Consider the following 22,559-nt stretch of genomic DNA (forward strand, 5'->3'; position numbering starts at 1 on the left):
CGACGGCCTGTTCCAGGTCGCGCTGCGCAGCGGCGCGCTCGTTACCGGCAAGCGCCTGCTTCTGGCCTTCGGCATTTCCGACGTGATGCCGGAGACGCCGGGGCTGGCGGAGCGCTGGGGCACGGCCGGCGCACTGGCGACGGCGGCCGAGCGCCTGTATCCCAGCGCCGCCCACCTGCGTCGGGCCCGGGAGGCCGGCCATGAGCTGGGCAGCCACGGCCACCAGCATGTCCCGCGCTGCAGCATCAGCCCGGAGGCGTTCGAGCAGGAGCTGATCCGCTCGGCCACCGTGCTCGAGCAGGTGCTGGGGGAGGCCCCGCGGGCCTTCTCCTACCCCTTCAACAGCCATCTGCCCGGCGATGGGGAGATCTGCGGCCGCCACTACCTCCAGGTGGCCACCGTCGACGCCGCCCTGGTCACCCCCGCCACCCCGGCCCTGGACCTGCCCCGCTTCACCTGGCCGGGGCCCCACGCCAACCGGCTGCGCCGCCGCCGCTGGCTCTGCACCGGAACACTGGCCTGGCCAGGGAGATAGGGTCTGGATTCCTTCCACGTTGCGATGGCCTGGCCCCTGGCCGTGTTCGACGGGACCATCAGCCTCACCACGATCCAGACGCTCCTCCAGGACTGGGGGTACTGGGTGGTCTTTGGCGCCATGCTGCTGGAGAACGCCGGGGTGCCCCTGCCCGGCGAGACGGTGACGCTGCTGGCGGGCTACGCGGCCGGGAGCGGCCAGCTGCAGGTGCTCGGGGTGATGGGGGCGGCGGCCGGCGGGGCGATCCTGGGGGACAACCTCGGCTACTGGGTGGGGCGCCGTGCCGGCTGGGGGCTGCTGCTGCGGGCAGGACGGCTGCTGGGCCGGACCCCGGAGCAGATGGAGGCCCTGCGGGAGCGCTTTCTGCGCCATGCCGGCAAGTCGGTGCTGCTGGGCCGGTTCGTGGCGGTGCTGCGGGTGCTGGCCGGCCCCATCGCCGGGGCCGTGCACATGCCCTACCGCCGCTTCCTGCTGTTCAACATGCTCGGGGCCGTGCTCTGGGCCTCGACGATGGTGGGGCTGGCCTGGCTCGGCGGCCGCTGGATCCCCTTCGATCAGATGCTGAAGGGCGTGGCCGAGTTCGGCCTCGGCGCCCTGGTGCTGCTGGCGATCGTGCTGGTGGTGCCGAAGCTGGTGGGTCGCTTCGAGGAAAGGGCCCTGGAGACCGGAGGCGAGGAGCCTCCCGCCTGAGGGGATCGCTGCGGTGGCCTCCTAGAGGCCGAAGTACCGGCAGATCAGCCAGGGCAACGTCAGCGCGAAGGTCATCGACAGGGGGGCGCCGTAGCGGGCCATGTCGAGAAAGCGATAGCGCCCGGGACCGAACACCATCAGGTTGGTCTGGTAGCCGATCGGGGTGAGGAAACTCTGGCTGGCGGCGAAGGTGATCGCAAAGATGAAGGCCATCGGCGGCAGCGCCAGTCCCTTGGCCAGCTCCGCGGCGATCGGGAGCAACAGCACCACCGTGGTGCCGTTGCTGAGGGCTTCGGTGAAGGCCTGGCCCAGCACGACCACCACCAGCAGCACCGCATAGGTCGGCCAGCCCCTGAGGGCCTGCAGCAGATCCCCAGCCAGGGCCTCCGCCAGACCGGTCTTCTGCATCGCCACGCTGAAGCAGGACAGGGAGCCCAGCAGCAGGATCACATCCCAGCGGATCGAGCGCTGCACTTCCCCCGGCCGCAGGCAGCCGGTGGCCACCATCGCCACCATGGCCAGCAGCACCGCCGCCATCAGCGGCAGGACCTTGAACATCGGCAGCAGGATCATCAGGGCCGCAATGGCCATGCCGGTCAGTTTGCGATCGGTGGTGGGCAGATCCTTCTCCAGTTCATCGAGCAGCACCAGGTCGTTGTTGGCCTGCATCCCCCGGATCGCGTCGAGGGGGGCCTGAAGCAGCAACACATCGCCGGCCTGCAGCACCACCCGTCCCAGCAGCTCGCGCAGCACCTGGTTGCCGCGCCGCACCGCGAGCATGGTGGCGTTGTAGCGCTGCCGGAAACGCAGATCCCGGACGCTGGCACCGACCAGGGTGGAGCCGTTGGGCAGCAGCACCTCCACCACCCGCTGGGGGGAATCGCTGGCGCCGCTGAGTTCACGCAGATCCTCCTCCTGATCGCCCACGGGGGCGAGGGTGACGGTGTGCTCCTGCTGCAGCCGCAGCAGGTTGTCCCGGTTGCAGCGCAGCAGCAGCCTGTCCCCGGCCTGGAGCTGCAGATCGGCCAGGGGCGCGCTGAAACTCTCGGTCCCTCGGTGCAGTTCCAGCACATCCACGTCGAAGCGCCGCTGCAGGCGGCTGTCGTGAAGCGAGTTGCCGATCAGTTCGGAACCCTCCGGGATCAGGACATCGGTGATGTAGCCCTCCCGGGCCAGGCTCACGAGCATGTCGTCGTCACCGGAACCCCGATCGGGCAGCAGACGCTCAGAGAAGAAGAAGATGTAGGCACCCCCGATGAGCCAGACGGGGATCCCGATCGCCGTGAAGCTGAACAGGTCGAGGGAACCAAAACCCAGCTGACGGCTGACATCGCTGGCCAGGAGGTTGGTGGAGGTGCCGAGCAGGGAGATCGTCCCCCCCAGGATCGTGGCGAAGGACAGGGGGAGCAGCACCTTGGAGGGGGACACCCCGCGCCGGTGGCACCAGCTCTCCAGGACCGGCAGCAGGGTCGCGACGATCGGGGTGTTGGGGATGAAGCCGGAGACCGGTGCCACCACCGCCACCATCAGGCCGATCATCCGCTTCGGGCTGCGGACCGCATCGGAGCCGATCAGGGCCCGCAACCGGTCGAGACCGCCGCTGCGGAACAGGCCCGACGCCACCGCGAACAGGCCCATCAGGGTGATCAGGGCGGGGCTGCCGAACCCCTTGACCGCCTCCTCCGGAGTCAGCACCCCCAGGCTCACCAGAAGCGCCGCCGCCAGGAGGCCGGTCACCTCAGGAGCCAGCTTGCCGCTCACGAACAGGACGATGGCCCCGAGGAACACCAGGAGCGTGGTCAGACCCTGTCCGGTGGAGGCAACGGCGAGAAAACTCTGCATGGCAACGGCCTGATGTCAGCGATCTAGCAGGTCAGTGCCGTAACCGCTGCCCCCGACGCCGGAATCCCTCCCGCTTCAGAGGTAGAAGCCGACCGTCGTGACGACCCGGGTGCCGCGCTCGCGCAGGGCGCGCCGCAGGCGGATCGTCGACTGGTTGTGGAGCAGGTTCTCCCAGCGGTGCCGGGTGACGAACACCGGCAGCACCACCATGCAGAAGGCGTGGTGGTCCCTGGGGTGCTCCTGCTCGAAGCTTCCCACGAACCGGGTCACCGGATCCACCAGGGAGCGGTAAGGGGAGGGCAGCACCTCCAGGGGCACGTCCGGCAGCTGGCGGCTCCACTGGGCGCGGAAGGCCTCCCCCTGGTCGCCGGCGAGATCCACGTGCACCGCCACCAGGTCGCTGGCGACGCTGCGGGCGAAGCAGAGGGCCTCGTAGCTGCCCCGGTGCAACTGGCCCACCAGCACCACCGTGGGGGTGCCGTCGCCAGGCGGAGGGGGGGGCGGCAGCGTCAGCCGCCCGTCGGAAACGATGCGCAGGCGCCTGGCCACATGGTCGTAATGGGTGCGGATGCGCAGGTACATCAGCACGAGCAGGGGGATGGCGAGCACCACCACCCAGGCCCCCTGGGTGAACTTGCTGATCAGCAGCACCGCCCCCACCACGGCGGTGCTCACCGCTCCCAACCCGTTGACCAGGGCCCTGGCACGCCAGCCCCGGTCCCGCCGTTTCCACCAGTGCATCACCATCCCGGCCTGGGACAGGGTGAAGCTGATGAACACCCCCACCGCATAGAGGGGAATGAGGCGGCTGACGCTGCCCTCGACGATCACCAGCAGCACGCCGGCCAGGGCGCTGAGGGCCAGGATGCCGTTGCTGAACACCAGCCGGTCGCCGAGGGAGGTGAGCTGCCGGGGCAGGAAGCCGTCCTGGGCCAGGAAGGCCGCCAGCCGCGGAAAATCCGCAAAGGCCGTGTTGGCGGCGAGCAGCAGGATCAGCAACGTCGCCAGCTGCAGCACGAACAGCAGCGGCCCATCACCGAAGATCCGCTCCCCCAGCTGATAAAGGAGCGTCGGGCCGTTGTCCTCCACCACCAGGCCGCTCTGGCTGGCCAGGGCGCTGATGCCGCTGAACATCACGGCCAGCATCAGCACCATCACCACCAGCACCCGGCGGGCATTGCGCCACTCCGTCGGCCGGAAGGCGGCGACGCTGTCGCTGATCGCCTCGATGCCGGTGAGGGCGGCGCAGCCGGAGCTGAAGGCCCGCATCAGCAGCAGGGGGCCGATGGCCTGCAGCCCCTGGCTGCCCTGGTGGGCCGCCTCCAGCAGCCGCTGCTGCTCCGCCACCGGCAGGGGGGGCAGCTGGCCCAGCCCGGTCTTGATCGCCCCGGCCACCAGCAGGGTGACGACAGCGGCCATGAACAGATAGGTGGGCACACTCAGGAACCGGGCGCTGGAGCTCACGCCGCGCAGGTTGGCGAGCATCACCAGCAGCACCGCCAGCAGGCAGAGGGGCACCCGCTCGGGTTCCAGCGCCGGGACATAGGAGGTGAGGGCGGCGATGCCGGCGGCCACGCTCACCGCCACCGTGAGCACGTAATCGATCGAGAGCGAGGCTCCGGCCACCAGGCCCGGCGTCTGCCCGAGGTTCTGCTGGGAGACCCGGTAGGAGCCGCCCCCGTGGGGGTAGGCCTTGATCGTCTGCCGGTAGCTGCTGGCCACCACCAGCATCAGGCCCACGATCAGGGCCGTGATCGGCAGGGTGTAGCCCAGGGCTGCCGCTCCGCCCATCCCCAGCACCAGCACGATCTCCTGGGTCGCGTAGGCCACCGAGGAGAGGGCGTCGGAGCTGAGGATCGCCAGGGCCTCGGCGTTGCTGTACCGCTCCTCGTGGTGGCCGCTGGTGGGCAGGGGAAGGCCGATCAACCGGCGCCGCAGGTTGTCGAGGCCGGCCATGCGTCGTCGACTCGTCCGTGGGAGGCCCTGGAACGCTAGGAGCCGTGGGGCAGTGGCGCCTCCGCCAGGGGTGCGGGGCGAACCGGCCCCTGGAGAGCCCATGCCTATGGTTTGGGCCCCCTCTGGTCGGCCGCGTTGACGCCCTCTCCTGCCGCGAGCCCCTGGCATGCCCTGGCTCCCGAGGCCTGCCTGCAGGCGCTGGAGGCCAGCAGCGACGGTCTGAGCACCGCCCAGTGCGCCGAGCGGCTGGCCCGGCTGGGACCCAACCGGCTGGAGCTCAAGGCCGGGCGCAGCAACCTGCGCATCCTCTGGGACCAGTTCAGCAACGTGATGCTGATCATGCTGCTGGCGGTGGCGGCGGTGTCCGCGGGAGTGGCCTACGCCGCCCAGCGGTTCCCCAAGGATGCGATCGCCATCGTGCTGATCGTGGGGCTCAACGCCCTGCTGGGCTACCTGCAGGAGAGCCGCGCCCAGCAGGCCCTGCAGGCCCTGCGCAACATGGCCCAGCCCCTGGTGACCGTGCGCCGTGACGGCCTCTGGGAGCGGCTGCCGAGCGAGCAGCTGGTGCCCGGGGACCTGATCCGGGTGGAGGCGGGCGATCGGGTGCCCGCCGATGCCCGCCTGCTGGAGGTGGCCGAACTGGGCCTGCGGGAGGCGGCCCTCACCGGCGAAGCCGAAGCGGTGAACAAGCTCGCCGTGCTGGTGCTCGAACCCGCCACCCCTGTGCTGGAGCGCCAGAACTGCCTGTTCCAGGGCACCGAGGTGGTGCGGGGCCGCGGTCTGGCGGTGGTGACCGCCACGGGCATGCAGACCGAACTGGGCCGGATCGCCCAGATGATCAACACCGCGGGTGGCGAGACCACACCGCTGCAGGAAAGGCTCGACGGCCTGGCCAACGTGCTGGTGGGCTCCGCCCTGGCCCTGGTGGCCGTGGTGGTGCTGCTGGGCTGGCTGATGGGCCAGCGCCTGCTCGACCTGCTGGAGGTGGCCCTGTCGATGGCCGTGGCGATCGTGCCGGAGGGCCTGCCGGCGGTGATCACCGTGACCCTGGCGATCGGCACCCAGCGGATGGTGCAGCGGGCCGCCCTGATCCGCCGCCTGCCGGCGGTGGAGGCCCTGGGCTCGGTGACGGTCATCTGCACCGATAAGACCGGCACCCTCACCCTCAACCGCCAGGTGGTGCAGGAGCTGCGCAGCGGCACCACGGCCCTGGCGGTGAGCGGCAACGGCTACGACCCCCACGGCGACTTCCGCGCCACCGACCTGGCCCCGCCCCCCGGCGCCACAGCCGGTCTGGCCCCCGGTGGCCGGAATCTGCTGCTGCAGGCCGGGGTCCTGTGCAGCGACGCCGAGCTCAAGCAGGAGCCGGACGGCCGCTGGGAGATCCTCGGGGATCCCACCGAAGGGGCCCTGGTGGTGGCCGCCGCCAAGGCCGATCTCGATGGCTTCGCCCTGCGCAGTCACTACAAACGCGACGCGGAGATCCCCTTCAGCTCCGAACGCCAGCTGATGGCCGTCTGGGTGCAGGACCGCGAGGGCACCCTGCAGGCCCCCCTGGGGACCAGTGCCTCCGGATCCGCCACCCTGATGATCAGCAAGGGGGCCCCGGAGGTGATCCTCGGCACCTGCGACCGCTGGCTCGACGGTTCCGGCGCAGCGGCCCTCAGCGACGACCAGCGCCAGTGGTGGCTCGAGCAGGCCAGGGACCTGGCCGCCTCCGGCCTGCGGGTGCTCGCCTTCGCCTGCGCCCCCCACCACCCCAGCCCCGAGCACGAACTGGAGCACCAGGTGCTGCTTGGCCTGATGGCCCAGCTGGATCCCGCCCGCCCCGAGGTGGCCGAAGCGGTCTCCCGCTGCCGGGAGGCCGGGATCCGGCCAGTGATGATCACCGGCGACCATCCCCTCACCGCCCGGGCGATCGGCGTCAACATCGGCCTGGTGGACGCCGGTGCCGAGGTGGTGCTCGGCCGCCAGCTGGAGGAGGCCGACGCCGGCGAACTGGCTGCGATCGTCGGCCGCTGCCACATCTACGCCCGGGTGCCGCCGGAGCAGAAGCTGCGCATCGTCAAGGCCCTCCAGGGCCTGGGGCAGATCGTCGCCATGACCGGCGACGGCGTCAACGACGCCCCGGCCCTCAAGCAGGCCCACATCGGTGTGGCCATGGGCATCACCGGCACCGAGGTGAGCAAGGAGGCCTCCGACATGGTGCTGCTCGATGACAACTTCGCCACGATCGTCAACGCGGTGGAGCAGGGGCGGCTCGTCTACGCCAACATCCGCCGCTTCATCAAGTACATCCTCGGCAGCAACGTCGGCGAGCTGATCACGATCGGCTCCGCCCCCTTGCTGGGCCTGATGGGCGTGCCGATGACGCCCCTGCAGATCCTCTGGATGAACCTGGTCACCGATGGGGTGCCCGCCCTGGCCCTGGCGCTGGAGCCCGGCGAGGCCGGCCTGATGCAGCGCCCGCCCGCCGAACCCGGCGAATCGATCTTCGCCCGGGGCATCGGCAGCTACATCCTGCGCATCGGCGTGGTGTTCGCCGCCATCACGATCACGATGATGCTCTACGCCTCCCGCAGCGGCGTCCCCTGGAAGACGATCGTCTTCACGATGCTGTGTCTGGCCCAGATGGGCCATGCCCTGGCAGCCCGCAGCGACCGCCCCCTGGTGCAGGTGGCCCCCTTCAGCAACCCCTGGCTGCTGGGGGCGGTGGTGTTCACCACCCTGCTGCAGTTGTCCCTGCTGTACGTGCCGGTGCTGTCCACATTCTTCGGCACCGTGCCCCTTTCGGCCCGCGACCTGGGCATCTGCGTGGGCTTCAGTCTGCTGTTCTTCTTCTACCTGGAACTGGAGAAGGTGTGGCGGCTGTGGCGTCGCCGGCGCAGCGCCGACGCCTGAGTGCCGCACCGCCCCCGGACGACTGATAACGAGTGCTTGGTGAACCCATAGGGCTTTCCTTCCTGGGGGGGCCACCGCCGAGCGCCAGGGATCTTAGTGTTCGCCACCACGCGGGCCATCTCCGGTCCCGACCGTTCTCCCGCCATGACCCTGTTCTTCGCCCAGACGGCCTGGCTGGTCCCCCTCTATCCCCTGGTGGCGGCCCTGGCGTCCCTGGCCTGGTCGCCCGGATTCATCTGGAAGACGGGACCACGCCCCTGCGGCTACCTCAACCTGACGATGGTCACCCTGGCCTTCGCCCACAGCCTGCTGGCCCTGCTGGCCGCCAATGCCCACCCGGCCACCCTGCCGCTGCACTTCGGCTGGACCTGGCTGCACACCGCCGGACTGTCGATCGGCTTCGACGGCTCGATCACCCAGCCGGCCCTGATCGCCACGTTGCTGGTCACCGGGGTGCACGTGCTGGCCCAGATCTTCGCCATCGGCTATCTGGAGATGGACTGGGGCTGGCCACGATTCTTCGGCTCGCTCAGCTTCTTCGAGGCCGGACTCTGCGCCCTGCTGCTCACGGATTCGCTGTTCTTCAGCTATGTGATTCTCGAGCTACTCACGCTCGGCACCTATCTCATCGTCGGCACCTGGTACAACCAGTCGCTGGTGGTGAAAGGGGCGCGGGATGCCTTCCTCACCAAGCGCATCGGTGACCTCATCCTGCTGGCCGGTCTGGTGGCGATCCTGCCGGTCACCGGCACCTGGAACTTCGGAGCATTGGCCGCCTGGGCCGCCGCCCAGGCCCCGGGAAGCCTGCCCCTGAGCCAGCAGCTGATCCTGCTGGCCCTGATGGCCGGGCCGATGGGCAAATGCGCCCAGATCCCCCTGCACCTCTGGCTCGATGAGGCGATGGAGGGGCCGCTGCCCTCCACGGTGCTGCGCAACTCGGTGGTGGTGGCCGGCGGCGCCTGGGTGCTGTTGCGCCTGCAGCCCATGCTCGCCCTCAGCCCGCTGGTGACCACGGTTCTGGTGGTGGTGGGCGGCACCACCGCCCTGGTCGGGGCCCTGATCGCCCTGGCCCAGATCGACATCAAACGGGCCCTGTCCTTCCTGGCCAGCAGCTGGATGGGTCTGCTGTTCCTGGCCGTGGGCCTCGGCGATCCGGGCGTGGCGGGCCACCTGCTGCTGGTCTACCCGCTGCCGATGGCGCTGGTGCTGATGGCGGTGGGCACGGTGATCGTCAGCAACGTCACCCAGGACCTCACCCAGCTGGGGGGGCTGTGGAGCCGCCGGCCGCTGGTGGGCCTGGCCTTCCTCACCGGAGCGGGGGGACTGATGGCCCTGCCCCCCTTCGGCGGCTTCGCCGCCATCCGTGAGCTCCTGGAGCTCTGCACCTCCAGTGCCCAGCCGGCCCTGCTGGGGGGGTTCGTGCTGGTCACCAATGCCCTGATCGCCGCCGGGCTGGTGCGGGTGTTCGGCCTGATCTGGGGCGGGCGCCCCAGCGTGTTCACGGCTCGCTCCGCCGAGGTGCTCTGGCTGATGGTGCTGCCCACCATGGTGCTGATGGGGGTGGTGCTGCACCTGCCGATCCTGCTGGCCCGTTTCGGGGTCTTCGCTGCCACCCCCCTGCTGGGCTGGGGGCCCCAGGCGGTGCCGCTGCTGGTGTCCACCCTGCTCGGGGGCGGTGTGTCGGCGGTGTTCTACCTGCGGCCCCACCCCCTGGCCCAGCTGCCGTCGGCCCTCGGCGGCCTGCAGCACTGGCTGGCCCACGACATGAACACCGAGAACTTCTACCAGCGGTCCGTGGTGGCCCTGGTGGTCGGCCTGGCCCGCCTGAGCGCCTGGACCGATCGCCAGGTGGTGGACGGCTTCACCGGCGCCACCGGTGAGGCGGCCCTCCAGAGCGCCCGCCGGCTCAGCTTCACCACCTCGGGTCGCACCCAGACCTATGCCCTGACGCTGCTGATCGGCGTGGTGCTGATGGCGGCCTGGCTGCTGACGATCGTGCCCTCCTCCCTGCTGCGCTGATGGCCCTGCTTCTGCTTCTGCTCCTGCCGGCCCTCGGGGCCGTCCTCCTGCCCCTGCTGCCGGAACACCAGGCGTTGCTGCGCCGGGTCAGCCTGGCAACGGTTCTGCTCCAGTTCCTCATCGGCCTCACCCGGCTGGGCCAGGACCCCAGCGCGCTGCACCAGGTGTGGCTGCCCCGCATCGGTCTCTCCTTCGACCTCGGGCTCGATGGCCTGTCCGCCCCGCTGGTGGTGCTGATCGCCCTGATCGTCCTGGTCACGGTGCTGGCCACCCCCGCCGACCAGGCCCGGCCGCGGCTGTTCCTGAGCCTGCTGCTGGCCACCGATCTGGGCCTCACCGGTGCGGTGCTGGCCCGCAACGCCCTGCTGTTCCTGCTGGCCTACGAGCTGGTGCTGATCCCCACCACCCTGCTGCTGGCCATCTGGGGAGGCCCGCGTCGCACCCAGGCGGCCATCCAGTACGTCATGTACGGCGCCGTTTCGGGGCTCGCCCTGCTCGGCGGCGTGCTGGCCCTGGGCTGGCTCAACGGTGACGGCTTCAGCTTCGCCTTCACCGACCTGGCCTCCATGCAGCTGCCCTCCGGCAGCAGCCACTGGATCTTTGCCCTGCTGGTGCTGTCCTTCGGCCTCAAGCTGCCGGTGGTGCCCCTGCACGGCTGGCAGCCCCTGGCCTACGGCCAGGCCTCCAGCCCGGTGGCGATGCTGCTCAGCGGCGGGGTCTCGATCCTGGGCGGCTACGGCCTGCTGCGCTTCGCCATCGGCTTCCTGCCCGACGAGTGGATCCTCTGGTCGCCCTGGATCGCCGGGGTGGGGGCCCTCACCGCCGCCTACGGCGCCCTCAACGCCATTGTCCAGAGCGACATCCGCCGTCTGGTGGCCTACGGCTCCCTCGGCCACATGGGCCTGCTGGTGGTGGCCCTGGCCTCCGCCACCCCCCTGAGCCTGCAGGGAGTCGTGGCCCAGCTGCTTGCCCACGGCCTGATCTCGGCCCTGCTGTTCCACCTGGTGGGACTGATCGAAAGCAAGACCGGCTCCATCCAGATCCCGGAGCTGGCCGGCCTGCTCAACCCCTACCGCGGCCTGCCCTTCACCCTCGGTCTGTTCCTGCTGGCCCTGATGGCCAGCGCCGGCATCCCAGGACTGGCGGGCTTCGTGCCGGAGTTCCTGATGTTCGAGGCCAGCTGGACCCCCTTCCCGGTGCCCACCCTGCTGTGTCTGATCGCCTCGGGGTTCACCGCCGTCTACGCGGTGCGGCTGTTCAACAGGGTCGGCTTCGGCCGCCTCGACAACGACCGCGTCGACTACCCCTCCACGGTCTGGAGCGAACGCTTCCCCGCCGTGCTGCTCGCTGCCCTGGTGGTGGTGGGGGGCCTCTGGCCGGGCCTGCTGGTGGGCTGGAGCGAGTCCACCACCACAGCCCTGGCCCTGCGCCGTGAACCCTTCGCCGCCCTCGTGGCCATCGCCCCCTCCGCGTCCCCTCGCCAGTTGCCCTCATGACGCCCCCCCCCTCCACCCACCGCTACGCGGAGGTGATCCACCGCCTCGAGGCCGGCGGCTCGATGCTGCCGGACACGCCCGAGAACCTGATGCAGATCATCGGCATCTACAAGGCCTATGCCGTGCCGATGGACTTCTACTGGCGCGACCTGCTCTACATCGCCGAGCAGGTGTTCCTCGATCCCCTGCCGGCCTTCAAGTACTTCCCCTCCCAGGAGTACCTCGATCTGCCTAACTCCTACGCCGGTGATCAATCGAAGCTGCGCATCTGGCGCGGCGGTGCGACGGCCCACCCGGAACTGCTGGAGTTCATGGCCAAGGGGGAAACCACCCGCATGCCGAAGCTGCTCCACCACCTCTGGCATGACCGGATCAACATGGAGTTCGCCGAGGCCTGCATGGATGCCATGTTCTGGCACCAAGGAATGGGCGGCCGCTTCTACGACTACCTGGAGTGTGACGCCTACAAGGCGAATGCCGATCGGGCGATCAAGGCCTACTTCCGGGGCAACCCCCTGATGCTGGGGCTGTATGCGGTGTTCCCGGAGATGTTCCTGGAGCAGGTGCGCAAGATGAGCTACTACGCCAATCTCGGCCTCTTCTGGGAGGTGATGGCGCCGGTGTTCTTCGAGATGAGCGACATCTACGACGAAGGCGGCTTCAAGGGCGTGCCCGACGCCATGAACTTCCTGGTGAACGGCATCTTCGCCGTGGCCGGCCGGCCGATCTACCACCATGTGTACATCGGCGGGGAATGCTTCGAGATCATCCCCAAATCGGAAGGCTTCACCTGGCTCTACGAGGCGGCCCTTCCCTACGTGGAGGCCGTCTTCTACCGGACCGCCCCCTTCCGGGGCACCAAGAGCTACAACGCCCAGGCCGGCCAGGTGCCGGACAAGCAGGAGGACTTCCACTACGGCATCCTCTATGCCGACGTGTTCCCGGTGGGCTCGGCCGGGATTCCCCCCACCCTGCTGATGCAGGACATGCTCCACTTCCTGCCGCCCTACCTCACCGAGTTGTACGCGAAGCACAAACGGGGCGAGGGGGACATCCTCAACCAGCTGGGGATCACCTTCCAGCGCTCCATGTACAACGTCACCTCGGCGGTGATCCAGGCCCTCCGTTGCGCCCTGCTCTATCCCCTCGATGACACCGACCCGGAGCACCTGATGGCCAACCGGCGCTTCTTCGAGGCCCAGATGGACCGTTTCCTGCGGCCCGAGGCGCGCCTGCCCCAGATCCAGACCCAGGACTACCGCTAGGAGACCCCCATGGCCAACATCATCGAAACCGCCAAGGGAGCCGGGGTCTTCGGCACCCTGCTCACCGCCGTCGAGGTGGCCGGCCTCACCGGCGCCCTGGAGAGCTCCGGCCCCTTCACCGTCTTCGCCCCCGTCGACGACGCCTTCGCGGCCCTGCCCCCCGGCACGGTCCAGACCCTGGTGGACAACGTGCCCCAGCTGGCCCGCATCCTCAAGTTCCATGTGCTCTCCGGGGCCTACCTGCGGGAGCAACTGATTGAGCAGCCGGAATGGGAGAGCCTGGAGGGGGCCCCGGTGGCGATCCGCCGGGCGGACCCCTTCGAGGTCAAGAACGCCACCGTCGTCTCCGCCGACATCGTCTGCGACAACGGCATCGTGCACGTGATCGACCGGGTGATCCTGCCCGGATGACCAGAGCGGTGCTGCTGGCGGCCCTCGGCGGCCTGATCGCCGGCCTGGTGGGCTGCGCCGCCGGCAACGAGGCGCCCGGCAGCCCCACCATGGCCAAGATTCGCGAGCGCGGACGGCTGATCTGCGCCGTGGATGGGGCGGTGCCGGGGTTCAGCACCGTGGGCCCCGGCGGCGCCTTCGTGGGCATCGACGCCGATTTCTGCCGGGCGGTGGCCGCCGCGGTGCTCGGGGACCCCACCAAGGTGGAGTTCCGGCCGGTGACGGCGGGGGAGCGCTTCGTGGCCCTGGGCAGCGGCGAAGTGGACCTGCTCTCGATCAGCTCCACCCACACCCTCAGCCGCGACGCTGCGGGGGGCAACGCCCTCAGCTTCGGCCCTGTCTTCTTTTACGACGGTCAGGGGGTGATGGTGCCCGCGGCCAGCGGCGTGCGCAGCCTGCGGCAGCTGGTGGGCAAGCCGATCTGCGTCGAGAGCGGCACCAACACCGAGCTCAACCTGGCCGATCGCATGCGGGAACTGGGGGTCGCCTACCAGCCGCTGCGGTTCCAGTCGGGCGAGCAGGCCTACCCGGCCTACGAGCAGGGTCGCTGCGCGGCCATCACCAGCGACAGCTCCCTGCTGGCAGCCAAGCGCAGCGGCTTCAAGCAGCCGGCGGCCCACGTGCTGCTCCCCGATCTCCTCAGCAAGGAGCCCAGCGCCAAGGTGACGATCCAGGCCGATCCGGCCTGGGCCGATGCCGTGCGCTGGATCACCCACACCCTGGTTCAGGCGGAGGAGAGCGGCCTCACCCAGGCCAACGTCGAGGCCCGCCTCGCCGCGGCCCGGCGCGACCCCAGCCAGGCCGAAGCGCGCCGCTTCCTGGGGGTGGAGGGGGATTTCGGCCGCCAGCTGGGCCTGCCCGCCGACTTCACGGTGCGGGTGGTGAAGGCGGTGGGGAACTACGGCGAGCTGTTCGAGCGGCACCTGGGCCGGGCCACCCCCCTGGGGCTGGAGCGGGGCCTCAACCGGCTCTGGAACGACGGCGGTCTGCACATCGCGCCCCCCTTCCGCTGAGAGGTTCCGGGGGGTCTACCTGCACCGGCCCGCACCTGCAACAATGCGGCTACCTTTACGACGCAGGCATGTTCCGGAACCGGACCCGCTCCCTGGTGGTCTCCCTCTGTGCCGCCGGCCTGCTCGCCGGTTGCGCCGGCGACGGCGGCGGCGTTCAGAGCCAGAAGCTCTCCACGATCACGGGGCGGGGCAAGCTGATCTGCGGGGTGGAGGGCAAGCTGCCCGGCTTCAGCTTCGTGGGCCCCGACGGCAAGTACCTGGGCCTTGATGTGGATGTCTGCAAGGCGGTGGCCGCCGCGGTGCTGGGGGATCCCGAGAAGGTGGAGTACCGCGACCTGAACTCCAGCGAGCGCTTCGCCGCCCTGGCCAGCGGCGAGGTGGATCTGCTGTCGCGCAACACCACCATGACCCTGAGCCGCGATGCGGCCGGCGGCAACGGTCTGAGCTTCGGCCCCACCACCTTCTATGACGGCCAGGGGGTGCTGGTGCCGGTGGCCAGCGGCATCAAGGACCTCAAGGGTCTGGCCGGCAAGCCGATCTGCGTCGAGAGCGGCACCACCACCGAGCTCAACCTGGCCGACCGGATGCGGGAGCAGAACATCCCCTACACGCCGCTGAAGTTCCAGACCAGCGACCAGACCTTCGCCGCCTACCTCGGCGACCGTTGCGTGGCCGTCACCAGCGACCGCTCCCAGCTGGCGGGCAAACGCACCAGCTTCCCCAAACCGGACGAGCACACCCTGCTGCCGGTGGTGATGAGCAAGGAGCCGCTCACCCCCGCCACCATCAACGGCGACCCCGCCTGGGCCGATGCGGTGCGCTGGATCGTTTACGGCCTGATGCAGGCCGAGGAGAGCGGCATCACCCAGGCGAACGTGGACGCCAAGCTGGCCGAGGCCAAGGCCAACACCAACCAGGCCGACCTGCGCCGCTTCCTTGGGGTGGAGGGTGACTTCGGCAAGCAGCTCGGCCTGCCGCCCGACTTCGTCGTCAAGGCGGTGAAGGCCGTGGGCAACTACGGCGAGATCTTCGATCGCAACGTCGGGCCCGCCTCCGCCCTCAAGCTCGACCGCGGCCTCAACCGCCAGTGGAAGGACGGCGGCCTGATCTACTCGCCGCCCTTCCGTTGAAGGCGCCGGTGCCGCCCTGGTGGCGTGACCGCCGCATCGTGCCCTGGGTGGTGCAGGCGGTGGTGGGTCTGCTGGTGCTGCTGCTGATCGCCTTCCTGCTGGGCAATCTGGTGCGCAACCTCACCGCCGCCGGCCTGCTGCTGAGCTGGCGCTGGCTGCAGCAGCCCGCCGGCTTCGACATCTCGGAATCGGTGATTCCGTTCAATGCCCAGCTGCCCTACTGGCGCGCCCTGGCCGCCGGTCTGGTCAACACGATCCGGGCGGTGCTGGTGGGTCTGGTGGGGGCCACCCTGCTGGGCACCCTGGTGGGGATGGCCTCCTTCAGCCACAACGGCCTGCTGCGGCGGCTGGCACGGGTGTACGTGGAGGTGGTGCGCAACATCCCGCTGCTGCTGCAGCTGGTCTTCTGGTACTTCGTCGTGTTCCTGACCCTGCCCAACGGCGAGGCGGCGATCCAGCTCCCCGGCGTGGTGCTGGCCAAATCCGGCCTCTACATCGCCGGGTTCGGCGAGGGGCTGCGCTGGCTGGGGCCCACCCTGGTCAACGGGGTCTGGCAGGCACCGGTGCGGCTGAGTGTCGAGTTCGGCGCCCTGCTCACCGGCCTGATCGTGTATTCGGGCGCCTTCATCGCCGAGGTGGTGCGGGGCGGCATCGCCGCCGTGCCCAAGGGCCAGTGGGAAGCGGCCTCCTCCCTGGGGCTGAGCTGGTTCGCCACCCTGCGCCGCATCGTCCTGCCCCAGTCGCTGCGGGTGATCGTGCCGGGGCTGAACACCCAGTACATCTCCCTGGCCAAGAACTCCTCCCTGGCGGTGGCGGTGGGCTACACCGACCTCTATTCCGTGGCCGAAACCACCCTCAACCAGACCGGACGGGCGGTGGAGGTGATCCTGGTGCTGCTGGCGGCCTATCTCACCCTCGACCTGCTGATCTCGGCCCTGATGAACGGCCTCAACCACCTGGTTCAGATCCGGGAGCGCTGAGATGCAAGTCCTTCTGCGCCGCCTGCGTGCCGAACTGTTCGCCACCCCCGCCGACGCGGTCCTGAGCGTCGCCCTGATCAGCCTGCTCAGCCTCGGGGCCTTCGGCTTCCTGCGCTGGGCCCTGACCCAGGCCGAGTGGGCCGTGGTGAGGGTGAACAGCACCCTGTTCGCCGTGGGGCGCTACCCGCTGGAACAGCAGTGGCGCCTCTGGCTGCTCACCGCCCTGCTGGTGGCCGCCAGCGGCGCCACCTGGGGGCTGCTGCGCGCCCACCCCCGCCCCGACCGCACCGGGGTGCTGTGGCCCAGCAACGACCGGCTGGCCCTGGCGCTGCTCGCCCTGATCGCCCTGGCCGTGCCCTTCGCCCTGGGGCTGACCCTGGCCATCCAGTCCCGCTGGTGGGGGCTCCTGCTGCTGCTGGCCCTCTGCCGCTGGCTCGCCGGCCGCTTCGGCACCCGGCTGTCACCCACCGGCCGGCGTCTGGCCGCCCTGGTATGGCCGCTGCTCTACCTGGGGGGGATGGTGCTGATCAGCGGCGGCCTGGGCCTGGTGGGGGTGCCGCCATCGGAATGGGGCGGGCTGCTGCTCACCCTGCTGGCCTCCAGCTTCGCCATCCTGCTGTGCTTCCCGATCGGGGTGCTGCTGGCCCTGGGTCGCCGCAGCGAGCTGCCCCTGCTGCGCTGGGGCTCGGTGCTTTACATCGAGTTCATCCGCGGCGCGCCGCTGATCACCCTGCTGTTTCTCGGCCAGAACATCCTCGGCTTCCTGTTGCCCGGCGGCCTGGCGCCGGAGCGGGTCTGGCGGGCGGCGTGGGTGCTCACCTTCTTCGCCGCCGCCTACCTGGCGGAGGCGGTGCGCTCCGGGCTGGCGGCCGTGCCCCGGGGCCAGCTGGAGGCCGCCCGCTCCCTAGGCCTCTCCTACCCGAAGGCCCTGCAGCACGTGGTGCTGCCCCAGGCCCTGCGGGTGGCCCTGCCGGCCATGGTGGGCCAGTTCATCTCCCTGCTGCAGGACACCACCCTGCTGTCGCTGATCGGATTGCTGGAACTGCTCGGCACGGCCCGCACCGTGATGGCGAACCCGGCTTTCCTGGGCCGCAACGGTGAGGTGTACCTGACCCTGGCCGTGCTGTTCTGGGGCTGCTGCGCCGCCCTGGGACTGGGCAGCCGGGCCCTGGAGCGCCGCCTCGATCCCCACGCCGTGCCCAGCGCCACCTGAGACGGTCTGACCCCACCCGACTCCACCGCCTCCTTCCCGTTTCCCGCCCCATGAGCCAACCCAGCAGCGAACTGATGATCGAGGCGCGGGCCGTCGAGAAGTGGTACCCCAACGGATTCCATGCCCTGCGCGGCGCCAGCCTGCAGGTGCGGCGCGGCGAGGTGGTCGTGATCATGGGCCCCTCGGGCTCGGGCAAGAGCACCTTCATCCGCACCTTCAATGCCCTGGAGGACTTCCAGAAGGGCAGCATCACCGTCGACGGGATCGTGCTCTCCAACGACCTGCGCAACATCGACGCCATCCGCCGGGAGGTGGGAATGGTGTTCCAGCAGTTCAACCTCTTCCCCCACCTCTCGGTGCTCGACAACCTGACGCTGGCGCCGGTGCTGGTGCGCAAGCGCCCCAAGGCCGAGGTGGAGAAGCAGGCCCGGGCCCTGCTGGAGCGGGTGGGCATCGCCGAGCAGGCCGGCAAGTACCCCGGCCAGCTCTCTGGGGGTCAGCAGCAGCGGGTGGCGATCGCCCGGGCCCTGTGCATGGAACCGCGCATCCTGCTGTTCGATGAACCCACCAGCGCCCTCGACCCGGAGATGGTGCGGGAGGTGCTGGAGGTGATGCAGAATCTCGCCGCCGACGACATCACCATGGTGGTGGTGACCCACGAGGTGAAGTTCGCCCGCCACGTGGCCCACCGGGTGGTGCTGATGGCCGATGGCGAGGTGGTGGAGGAGGCCGAACCGGAGGTGTTCTTCACCAACCCCAGCCACGAGCGCACCCGCCGTTTCCTGGATCAGATCCTCTGAGGTCTCCTCGGCGGGTGGCCGTCAGCCCCGGGTGGCCCAGTCGGCGGCGTTGAGCTGCGGGAACAGCCCGTCCTCCCGCTCCACCCCCACCAGCCACTCCCGGGGCAGGTCGGTGCCGTGCTCGAGGGCATCGATCAACCGCCAGAAGCGGTCGAGGTGGCGGCGGATCCGCTCCCGCGCCAGGCCGGTGGTGGTGCCGGCCCGCAGGATGAAGCTCCAGTCGGAGCTCTGGGCCAGCAGCAGTTCGCGGCCCGCCTGGGTGAGCAGGGCGCGCTGGGCAGTGCTGCCCACGCCCCGGTTCACCCGCTGCACCATGGCGCGGGAGGCGCGCTGCCACTCCGCCACCACCCAGGCATTGGTGTCGTTCAGCCAGTAGTCGTGGTAGCCCCCCTGGCCCCAGCTGGAGGGGGCCGGCCGGCAGACCTGCAGCGCCCGCCCTTCGCTGAGCACGTCCCGCAGGTGGGTGAAGCGCACCTCCAGGGCCGGGCCCTGGCGGAACAGCTCGCCCAGGAACCGGGGCCCCTCGAACCACCAGTGGCCGAACAGCTCCGCATCAAAGGGGGCCACCAGCAGCGGCGGCGGCTCGATCGTGGCCGCCAGCTGCCCCATCTGGGCGGCACGCCCCCGCAGGAAGGCTTCGGCATGCTCCTTGACCCGCTCCGCCGCCCGCTCCGGGTCGTAGGGGCGCTTCAGCTCGAGGGGGCAGCCCTGGGCGCTGACCCGGTGCAGCTTGAGCCCGAGGGGGCGGCGATCGTGGATGCCCTGGGCCTCCAGCTCCGCTTCCGGCAGGTCCCAACCCAGGTCGCGGTGGAACTCCCGGTAGGCCCCGTCGCCCGGGTAGCCCTGGCTGGCACTCCACACCGGCAGGGTGGACTCACTGTCGCGGGCGAAGAAGGCCACCCCCGCCGGGGAGCAGATCGGGGCATAGACCCCGTAGCGGGGCCTCGGCAGGCCATGGAGCAGGCCGTGGCCGTCGAGCAGGGAATAGCGCAGGCCGCACTCGGCCAGGAGCCGGTCGAGATCCTCGTAGTAGGCGCACTCCGGCAGCCAGATGCCCAGGGGCCGCTGGCCCAGCAGGCGCTGGTGCTCCCGCACGGCGGTGAGCAGCTGGGCCCGCACCGCCTCCGGCGAATCGCGCAGCAGGGGCAGATACCCATGGGTGGCCCCGCAGGTGATCAGATCCAGGACCCCCTGCTCCTGCAGGCTCCGGAAGCGGGGCAGGAGATCCCCCTCCATCTCCCGCCACTGGGCCTCAATCGCCGAGAGGGTGCGCTGCAGCTCCCGGGCCGGAACCGCCAGGTCGGGATCGGCCCCGTCCAGCAGGGTGCGGCGCAGGGCCAGCCAGGCCGGGAAGCGGCCATTGAGGGTCCGGTCGCTCAGCAGCGACAGCAGGGTGGGGGAGAGGCCGAGGGTGAGCCTGGGCCGTTGCTCCGGATCGGCGGCCGCCCGCTCCAGCACCTCCAGCAACGGCAGATAGCATTCCTGGAGGGCCTGGAAGTACCAGTCCTCTTCGAGCGAGCCGGGTTCTCCGGAACGCACATAGGGGAGGTGGGCATGCAACACCAGGGCCAGATCGCCTGCGGCCATGGGGAAACCCTCTGTGCGGCCACTGTACGTTCCGCTCCCTGGCGTTCCGCTCCCTGGCGTTCCGCTCCCAGACGTTGCGCTCCCGGAGCCGGGTCTTCCGGCCCGTAGAGTGGCCCTAACTCATAGCTGTTCCGCCTAACCCCATGGCCCGCGACCCCGGCCGGGTATTGATCTTCGATACCACCCTCCGCGACGGGGAGCAATCCCCCGGCGCCAGCCTCAACCTGGAGGAGAAGCTCGCGATCGCCCAGCAGCTGGCCCGCCTGGGGGTCGACATCATCGAGGCCGGCTTCCCCTTCGCCAGCAGCGGCGATTTCCACGCCGTCCAGCGCATCGCCGCCAGCGTGGGCACCCCCGAGGGGCCCGTGATCTGCGGTCTGGCCCGGGCGGCGGCCGGCGACATCAAGGCCTGCGCCGAGGCCGTGGCCCCCGCCGCCCGGCGCCGCATCCACACCTTCATCGCCACCAGCGACATCCATCTCGAGCACAAGCTCCGCAAGACCCGCGCCGAGGTGCTCGCCATCACCGCCGAGATGGTGGCCTACGCCCGCTCCCTCGTCGATGACGTCGAGTTCTCCTGCGAGGACGCCGGCCGCAGCGACCCGGAGTTCATGCATCAGGTGATCGAGGCGGCGATCAACGCCGGCGCCACCACCATCAACATTCCCGACACGGTGGGCTACACCACCCCGGCCGAATTCGGTGAGATCATCGCCGGCATCAACCGCTCGGTGCCCAACATCGACCAGGCGGTGATCTCGGTGCATGGCCACAACGATCTGGGCCTGGCCGTCGCCAACTTCCTCGAAGCGGTCAAGAACGGCGCCCGCCAGCTGGAGTGCACCATCAACGGCATCGGCGAACGGGCCGGCAACGCCTCCCTCGAGGAGCTGGTGATGGCGCTGCACGTGCGCCGCAGCTACTTCAACCCCTTCCTGGGCCGGCCGGCCGACCAGCGCGACCCGCTCACCAACGTGCGCACCGAGGAGATCACCAAAACCTCCCGGCTGGTCTCGAACCTCACCGGCATGGCGGTGCAGCCCAACAAGGCGATCGTGGGCGCCAATGCCTTCGCCCATGAGTCCGGCATCCACCAGGACGGGGTGCTCAAGAACCGGCTCACCTACGAGATCATCGACGCCCGCACCGTCGGCCTGGCCGACAACCGCCTCTCCCTCGGCAAGCTCTCGGGCCGCAGCGCCTTCCGGGCCCGGCTGGAGGAGCTCGGCTACACCCTGGAGCGCAACGACCTCGACGACGCCTTCGCCCGCTTCAAGGAGCTGGCCGACCGCAAGCGGGAGATCACCGACCGGGATCTGGAGGCGATCGTCAGCGAGCAGGTGCAGCAGCAGGACCAGCCCCGCTACGCCCTGCAGTCGGTGCAGGTGAGCTGCGGCACCAACCTGCAGCCCACCGCCACCGTCACCCTGCGCGACGGGGACGGCATCGACCTGACCGAGGCGGCGATCGGCACGGGCCCGGTGGATGCGGTCTGCCAGGCCCTCAACCACCTGGCCCAGGTGCCGAACGAGCTGGTGGAATTCAGCATCAAGTCCGTCACCGAAGGCATCGACGCTATGGGCGAGGTGACCATCCGCCTGCGCCATCAGGGGGTGCTCTATTCGGGCCATGCGGCCGACACCGACATCGTCGTCGCGGCGGCCCAGGCCTTCGTGAACGCCCTCAACCGGCTGGTCTCCGGCAGCCAGCGCGCCCCGCTCCACCCCCAGAAGACGGCCCTTCCGGTGGCGGAACTGCCGCGTCTGTGAACGCCCCCAACCGCTCCCCGCTGGCCACCGGGCTGCAGCTCGCCCTGCTGCTGCTGGTGGCGGTGCTACTGCTGCTGCCCCTGCTGTGGCTGGTGAGCACCTCCCTGAAGGGGCCGGCGGAGGACATCTTCACCAGCCCTCCGGCCCTGCTGCCCAGCCAGCCGAGCCTGGAGGCCTATGGGCGGCTGTTCGCCGCCAACCCGATGGGCACCTACCTGCTCAACAGCACGATCGTCAGCGCCCTGGCGGTGCTGGCCAACCTGCTGTTCTGCTCCCTGGCGGCCTACCCCCTGGCGCGGATGCGTTTCAAGGGCCGCGGACTGGTGCTGGCCCTGGTGGTGGCCACCATCCTGATCCCCTTCCAGGTGGTGATGATCCCGCTCTACCTGCTGATGGTGCAGATCGGGCTGCGCAACACCCTGTGGGCGCTGATCGTGCCCCAGGCGGCCACGGCCTTCGGCATCTTCCTGCTGCGCCAGAGCTTCCTGGCGGTGCCGGTGGAACTGGAGGAGGCGGCCCGGATCGATGGCTGCACCCCCATCGGCGAGTGGTGGAACGTGATGCTGCCGGCCGCCCGGGCCGACCTGATCACCCTGGCGATGTTCGTGTTCATCGGCACCTGGAGTGATTTCCTCTGGCCGCTGATCATTCTCGACGACCCCACCCTCTACACCCTGCCCCTGGGCCTGCAGCAGCTGGCCAGCAGTTTCTCCCTCGACTGGCGCCTGGTGGCGGCCGGCTCGGTGGTCTCGATCCTGCCGGTGCTGCTGCTGTTCGTGCTGCTGCAGCGGTACATCCTGCCCAGCGCCAGCGGCGACGCCGTCAAGGGTTGAGGGCCTCCCTGGGGCCTCAGGGGCTGCCCAGTGGCGGGGGGCGCAGCACGCCGCCGCCGTCGCCACGCTCGGCCGGCGCC

At 70.1% G+C, this 22,559-nt stretch carries 17 protein-coding genes; 14 read left to right on the top strand and 3 right to left on the bottom strand.

What is annotated here, in order from left to right:
• Nucleotides 1-535: polysaccharide deacetylase family protein (locus VB737_RS09445; RefSeq protein WP_500312581.1), on the top strand; the 535-nt coding region annotated here is incomplete at its 5' end.
• Nucleotides 536-559: 24 nt separating this feature from the next.
• Entirely contained in the window at nucleotides 560-1,225 is a 666-nt protein-coding gene (locus tag VB737_RS09450) for a DedA family protein (protein WP_323243045.1), read from the top strand.
• A 21-nt stretch (nucleotides 1,226-1,246) separates the two neighbouring features.
• On the opposite strand, the gene VB737_RS09455 is transcribed toward VB737_RS09450, so the two are convergent.
• Nucleotides 1,247-3,067, bottom strand: coding sequence for an SLC13 family permease (locus VB737_RS09455; protein WP_323243044.1), 1,821 nt, complete (start codon nucleotides 3,065-3,067; stop codon nucleotides 1,247-1,249).
• A gap of 75 nt (nucleotides 3,068-3,142) precedes the next feature.
• The gene (locus VB737_RS09460) at nucleotides 3,143-5,023 is read right to left on the bottom strand and encodes an APC family permease (RefSeq protein WP_500312582.1); all 1,881 of its coding nucleotides are present in this window, start codon (nucleotides 5,021-5,023) and stop codon (nucleotides 3,143-3,145) included.
• A gap of 135 nt (nucleotides 5,024-5,158) precedes the next feature.
• Here VB737_RS09460 and VB737_RS09465 point away from each other — a divergent pair, with 135 nt between their 5' ends.
• The 10 genes from VB737_RS09465 to VB737_RS09510 all read left to right on the top strand — a co-directional run bounded on the left by VB737_RS09465 (nucleotide 5,159) and on the right by VB737_RS09510 (nucleotide 18,290).
• Nucleotides 5,159-7,924, top strand: a complete 2,766-nt coding sequence (locus tag VB737_RS09465; protein ID WP_323243042.1) for a cation-translocating P-type ATPase — start codon at nucleotides 5,159-5,161, stop codon at nucleotides 7,922-7,924.
• 144 nt (nucleotides 7,925-8,068) lie between these two features.
• Nucleotides 8,069-9,943 (top strand): NAD(P)H-quinone oxidoreductase subunit F, encoded by a 1,875-nt coding sequence (locus VB737_RS09470; RefSeq protein WP_500312593.1) that lies wholly within the window; start codon nucleotides 8,069-8,071, stop codon nucleotides 9,941-9,943.
• A complete protein-coding gene (locus tag VB737_RS09475; RefSeq protein ID WP_500312583.1) occupies nucleotides 9,943-11,439 on the top strand; it encodes an NADH-quinone oxidoreductase subunit M in 1,497 nt (498 codons plus the stop codon). The genes VB737_RS09470 and VB737_RS09475 overlap by 1 nt, the downstream gene beginning before the upstream one ends.
• Complete coding sequence (locus VB737_RS09480; RefSeq protein WP_500312584.1) at nucleotides 11,436-12,704, top strand: CO2 hydration protein; 1,269 nt, start codon at nucleotides 11,436-11,438, stop codon at nucleotides 12,702-12,704. The genes VB737_RS09475 and VB737_RS09480 overlap by 4 nt, the downstream gene beginning before the upstream one ends.
• 9 nt (nucleotides 12,705-12,713) lie before the next feature.
• Nucleotides 12,714-13,115, top strand: a complete 402-nt coding sequence (locus VB737_RS09485; RefSeq protein ID WP_500312585.1) for a fasciclin domain-containing protein — start codon at nucleotides 12,714-12,716, stop codon at nucleotides 13,113-13,115.
• Complete coding sequence (locus tag VB737_RS09490) at nucleotides 13,112-14,167, top strand: amino acid ABC transporter substrate-binding protein (protein WP_500312586.1); 1,056 nt, start codon at nucleotides 13,112-13,114, stop codon at nucleotides 14,165-14,167. The genes VB737_RS09485 and VB737_RS09490 overlap by 4 nt, the downstream gene beginning before the upstream one ends.
• 68 nt (nucleotides 14,168-14,235) lie before the next feature.
• Entirely contained in the window at nucleotides 14,236-15,297 is a 1,062-nt protein-coding gene (locus VB737_RS09495; RefSeq protein WP_500312587.1) for an amino acid ABC transporter substrate-binding protein, read from the top strand.
• Between the two features lie 8 nt (nucleotides 15,298-15,305).
• Entirely contained in the window at nucleotides 15,306-16,277 is a 972-nt protein-coding gene (locus VB737_RS09500) for an ABC transporter permease subunit (RefSeq protein ID WP_500312588.1), read from the top strand.
• 1 nt (nucleotide 16,278) lies between these two features.
• Nucleotides 16,279-17,490 (top strand): amino acid ABC transporter permease, encoded by a 1,212-nt coding sequence (locus VB737_RS09505; protein WP_500312589.1) that lies wholly within the window; start codon nucleotides 16,279-16,281, stop codon nucleotides 17,488-17,490.
• Nucleotides 17,491-17,540: 50 nt separating this feature from the next.
• Nucleotides 17,541-18,290 carry an amino acid ABC transporter ATP-binding protein gene (locus VB737_RS09510; RefSeq protein ID WP_500312590.1) on the top strand — a complete coding sequence of 250 codons (750 nt, stop codon included), beginning with the start codon at nucleotides 17,541-17,543 and terminating at the stop codon, nucleotides 18,288-18,290.
• 21 nt (nucleotides 18,291-18,311) lie between these two features.
• Here VB737_RS09510 and VB737_RS09515 read toward each other — a convergent pair whose 3' ends face one another.
• Nucleotides 18,312-19,877, bottom strand: a complete 1,566-nt coding sequence (locus VB737_RS09515) for a glycoside hydrolase family 57 protein (protein ID WP_500312591.1) — start codon at nucleotides 19,875-19,877, stop codon at nucleotides 18,312-18,314.
• A gap of 143 nt (nucleotides 19,878-20,020) precedes the next feature.
• Here VB737_RS09515 and VB737_RS09520 point away from each other — a divergent pair, with 143 nt between their 5' ends.
• Together VB737_RS09520 and VB737_RS09525 are read left to right on the top strand one after the other, a co-directional pair.
• Entirely contained in the window at nucleotides 20,021-21,646 is a 1,626-nt protein-coding gene (locus VB737_RS09520) for a 2-isopropylmalate synthase (RefSeq protein ID WP_500312592.1), read from the top strand.
• Nucleotides 21,643-22,479, top strand: a complete 837-nt coding sequence (locus VB737_RS09525; RefSeq protein ID WP_094586056.1) for a carbohydrate ABC transporter permease — start codon at nucleotides 21,643-21,645, stop codon at nucleotides 22,477-22,479. Before VB737_RS09520 ends, VB737_RS09525 begins: the two co-directional genes overlap by 4 nt.
• Nucleotides 22,480-22,559 lie beyond the last annotated feature (80 nt).

Origin of the sequence: Synechococcus sp. BA-120 BA3 (genome assembly GCF_034931285.1) — a bacterium.
Taxonomy (GTDB): Bacteria; Cyanobacteriota; Cyanobacteriia; order PCC-6307; family Cyanobiaceae; genus Cyanobium.

Coding starts and splice junctions, on each gene's coding strand:
- VB737_RS09460 (WP_500312582.1), bottom strand. CDS start 5,023: ATGGCCGGCCTCGACAACCTGCGGCGCCGGTTGATCGGCCTTCCCCTG.
- VB737_RS09515 (WP_500312591.1), bottom strand. CDS start 19,877: ATGGCCGCAGGCGATCTGGCCCTGGTGTTGCATGCCCACCTCCCCTAT.
- VB737_RS09480 (WP_500312584.1), top strand. CDS start 11,436: ATGACGCCCCCCCCCTCCACCCACCGCTACGCGGAGGTGATCCACCGC.
- VB737_RS09450 (WP_323243045.1), top strand. CDS start 560: ATGGCCTGGCCCCTGGCCGTGTTCGACGGGACCATCAGCCTCACCACG.
- VB737_RS09455 (WP_323243044.1), bottom strand. CDS start 3,067: ATGCAGAGTTTTCTCGCCGTTGCCTCCACCGGACAGGGTCTGACCACG.
- VB737_RS09485 (WP_500312585.1), top strand. CDS start 12,714: ATGGCCAACATCATCGAAACCGCCAAGGGAGCCGGGGTCTTCGGCACC.
- VB737_RS09495 (WP_500312587.1), top strand. CDS start 14,236: ATGTTCCGGAACCGGACCCGCTCCCTGGTGGTCTCCCTCTGTGCCGCC.
- VB737_RS09510 (WP_500312590.1), top strand. CDS start 17,541: ATGAGCCAACCCAGCAGCGAACTGATGATCGAGGCGCGGGCCGTCGAG.
- VB737_RS09470 (WP_500312593.1), top strand. CDS start 8,069: ATGACCCTGTTCTTCGCCCAGACGGCCTGGCTGGTCCCCCTCTATCCC.
- VB737_RS09490 (WP_500312586.1), top strand. CDS start 13,112: ATGACCAGAGCGGTGCTGCTGGCGGCCCTCGGCGGCCTGATCGCCGGC.
- VB737_RS09475 (WP_500312583.1), top strand. CDS start 9,943: ATGGCCCTGCTTCTGCTTCTGCTCCTGCCGGCCCTCGGGGCCGTCCTC.
- VB737_RS09520 (WP_500312592.1), top strand. CDS start 20,021: ATGGCCCGCGACCCCGGCCGGGTATTGATCTTCGATACCACCCTCCGC.
- VB737_RS09505 (WP_500312589.1), top strand. CDS start 16,279: ATGCAAGTCCTTCTGCGCCGCCTGCGTGCCGAACTGTTCGCCACCCCC.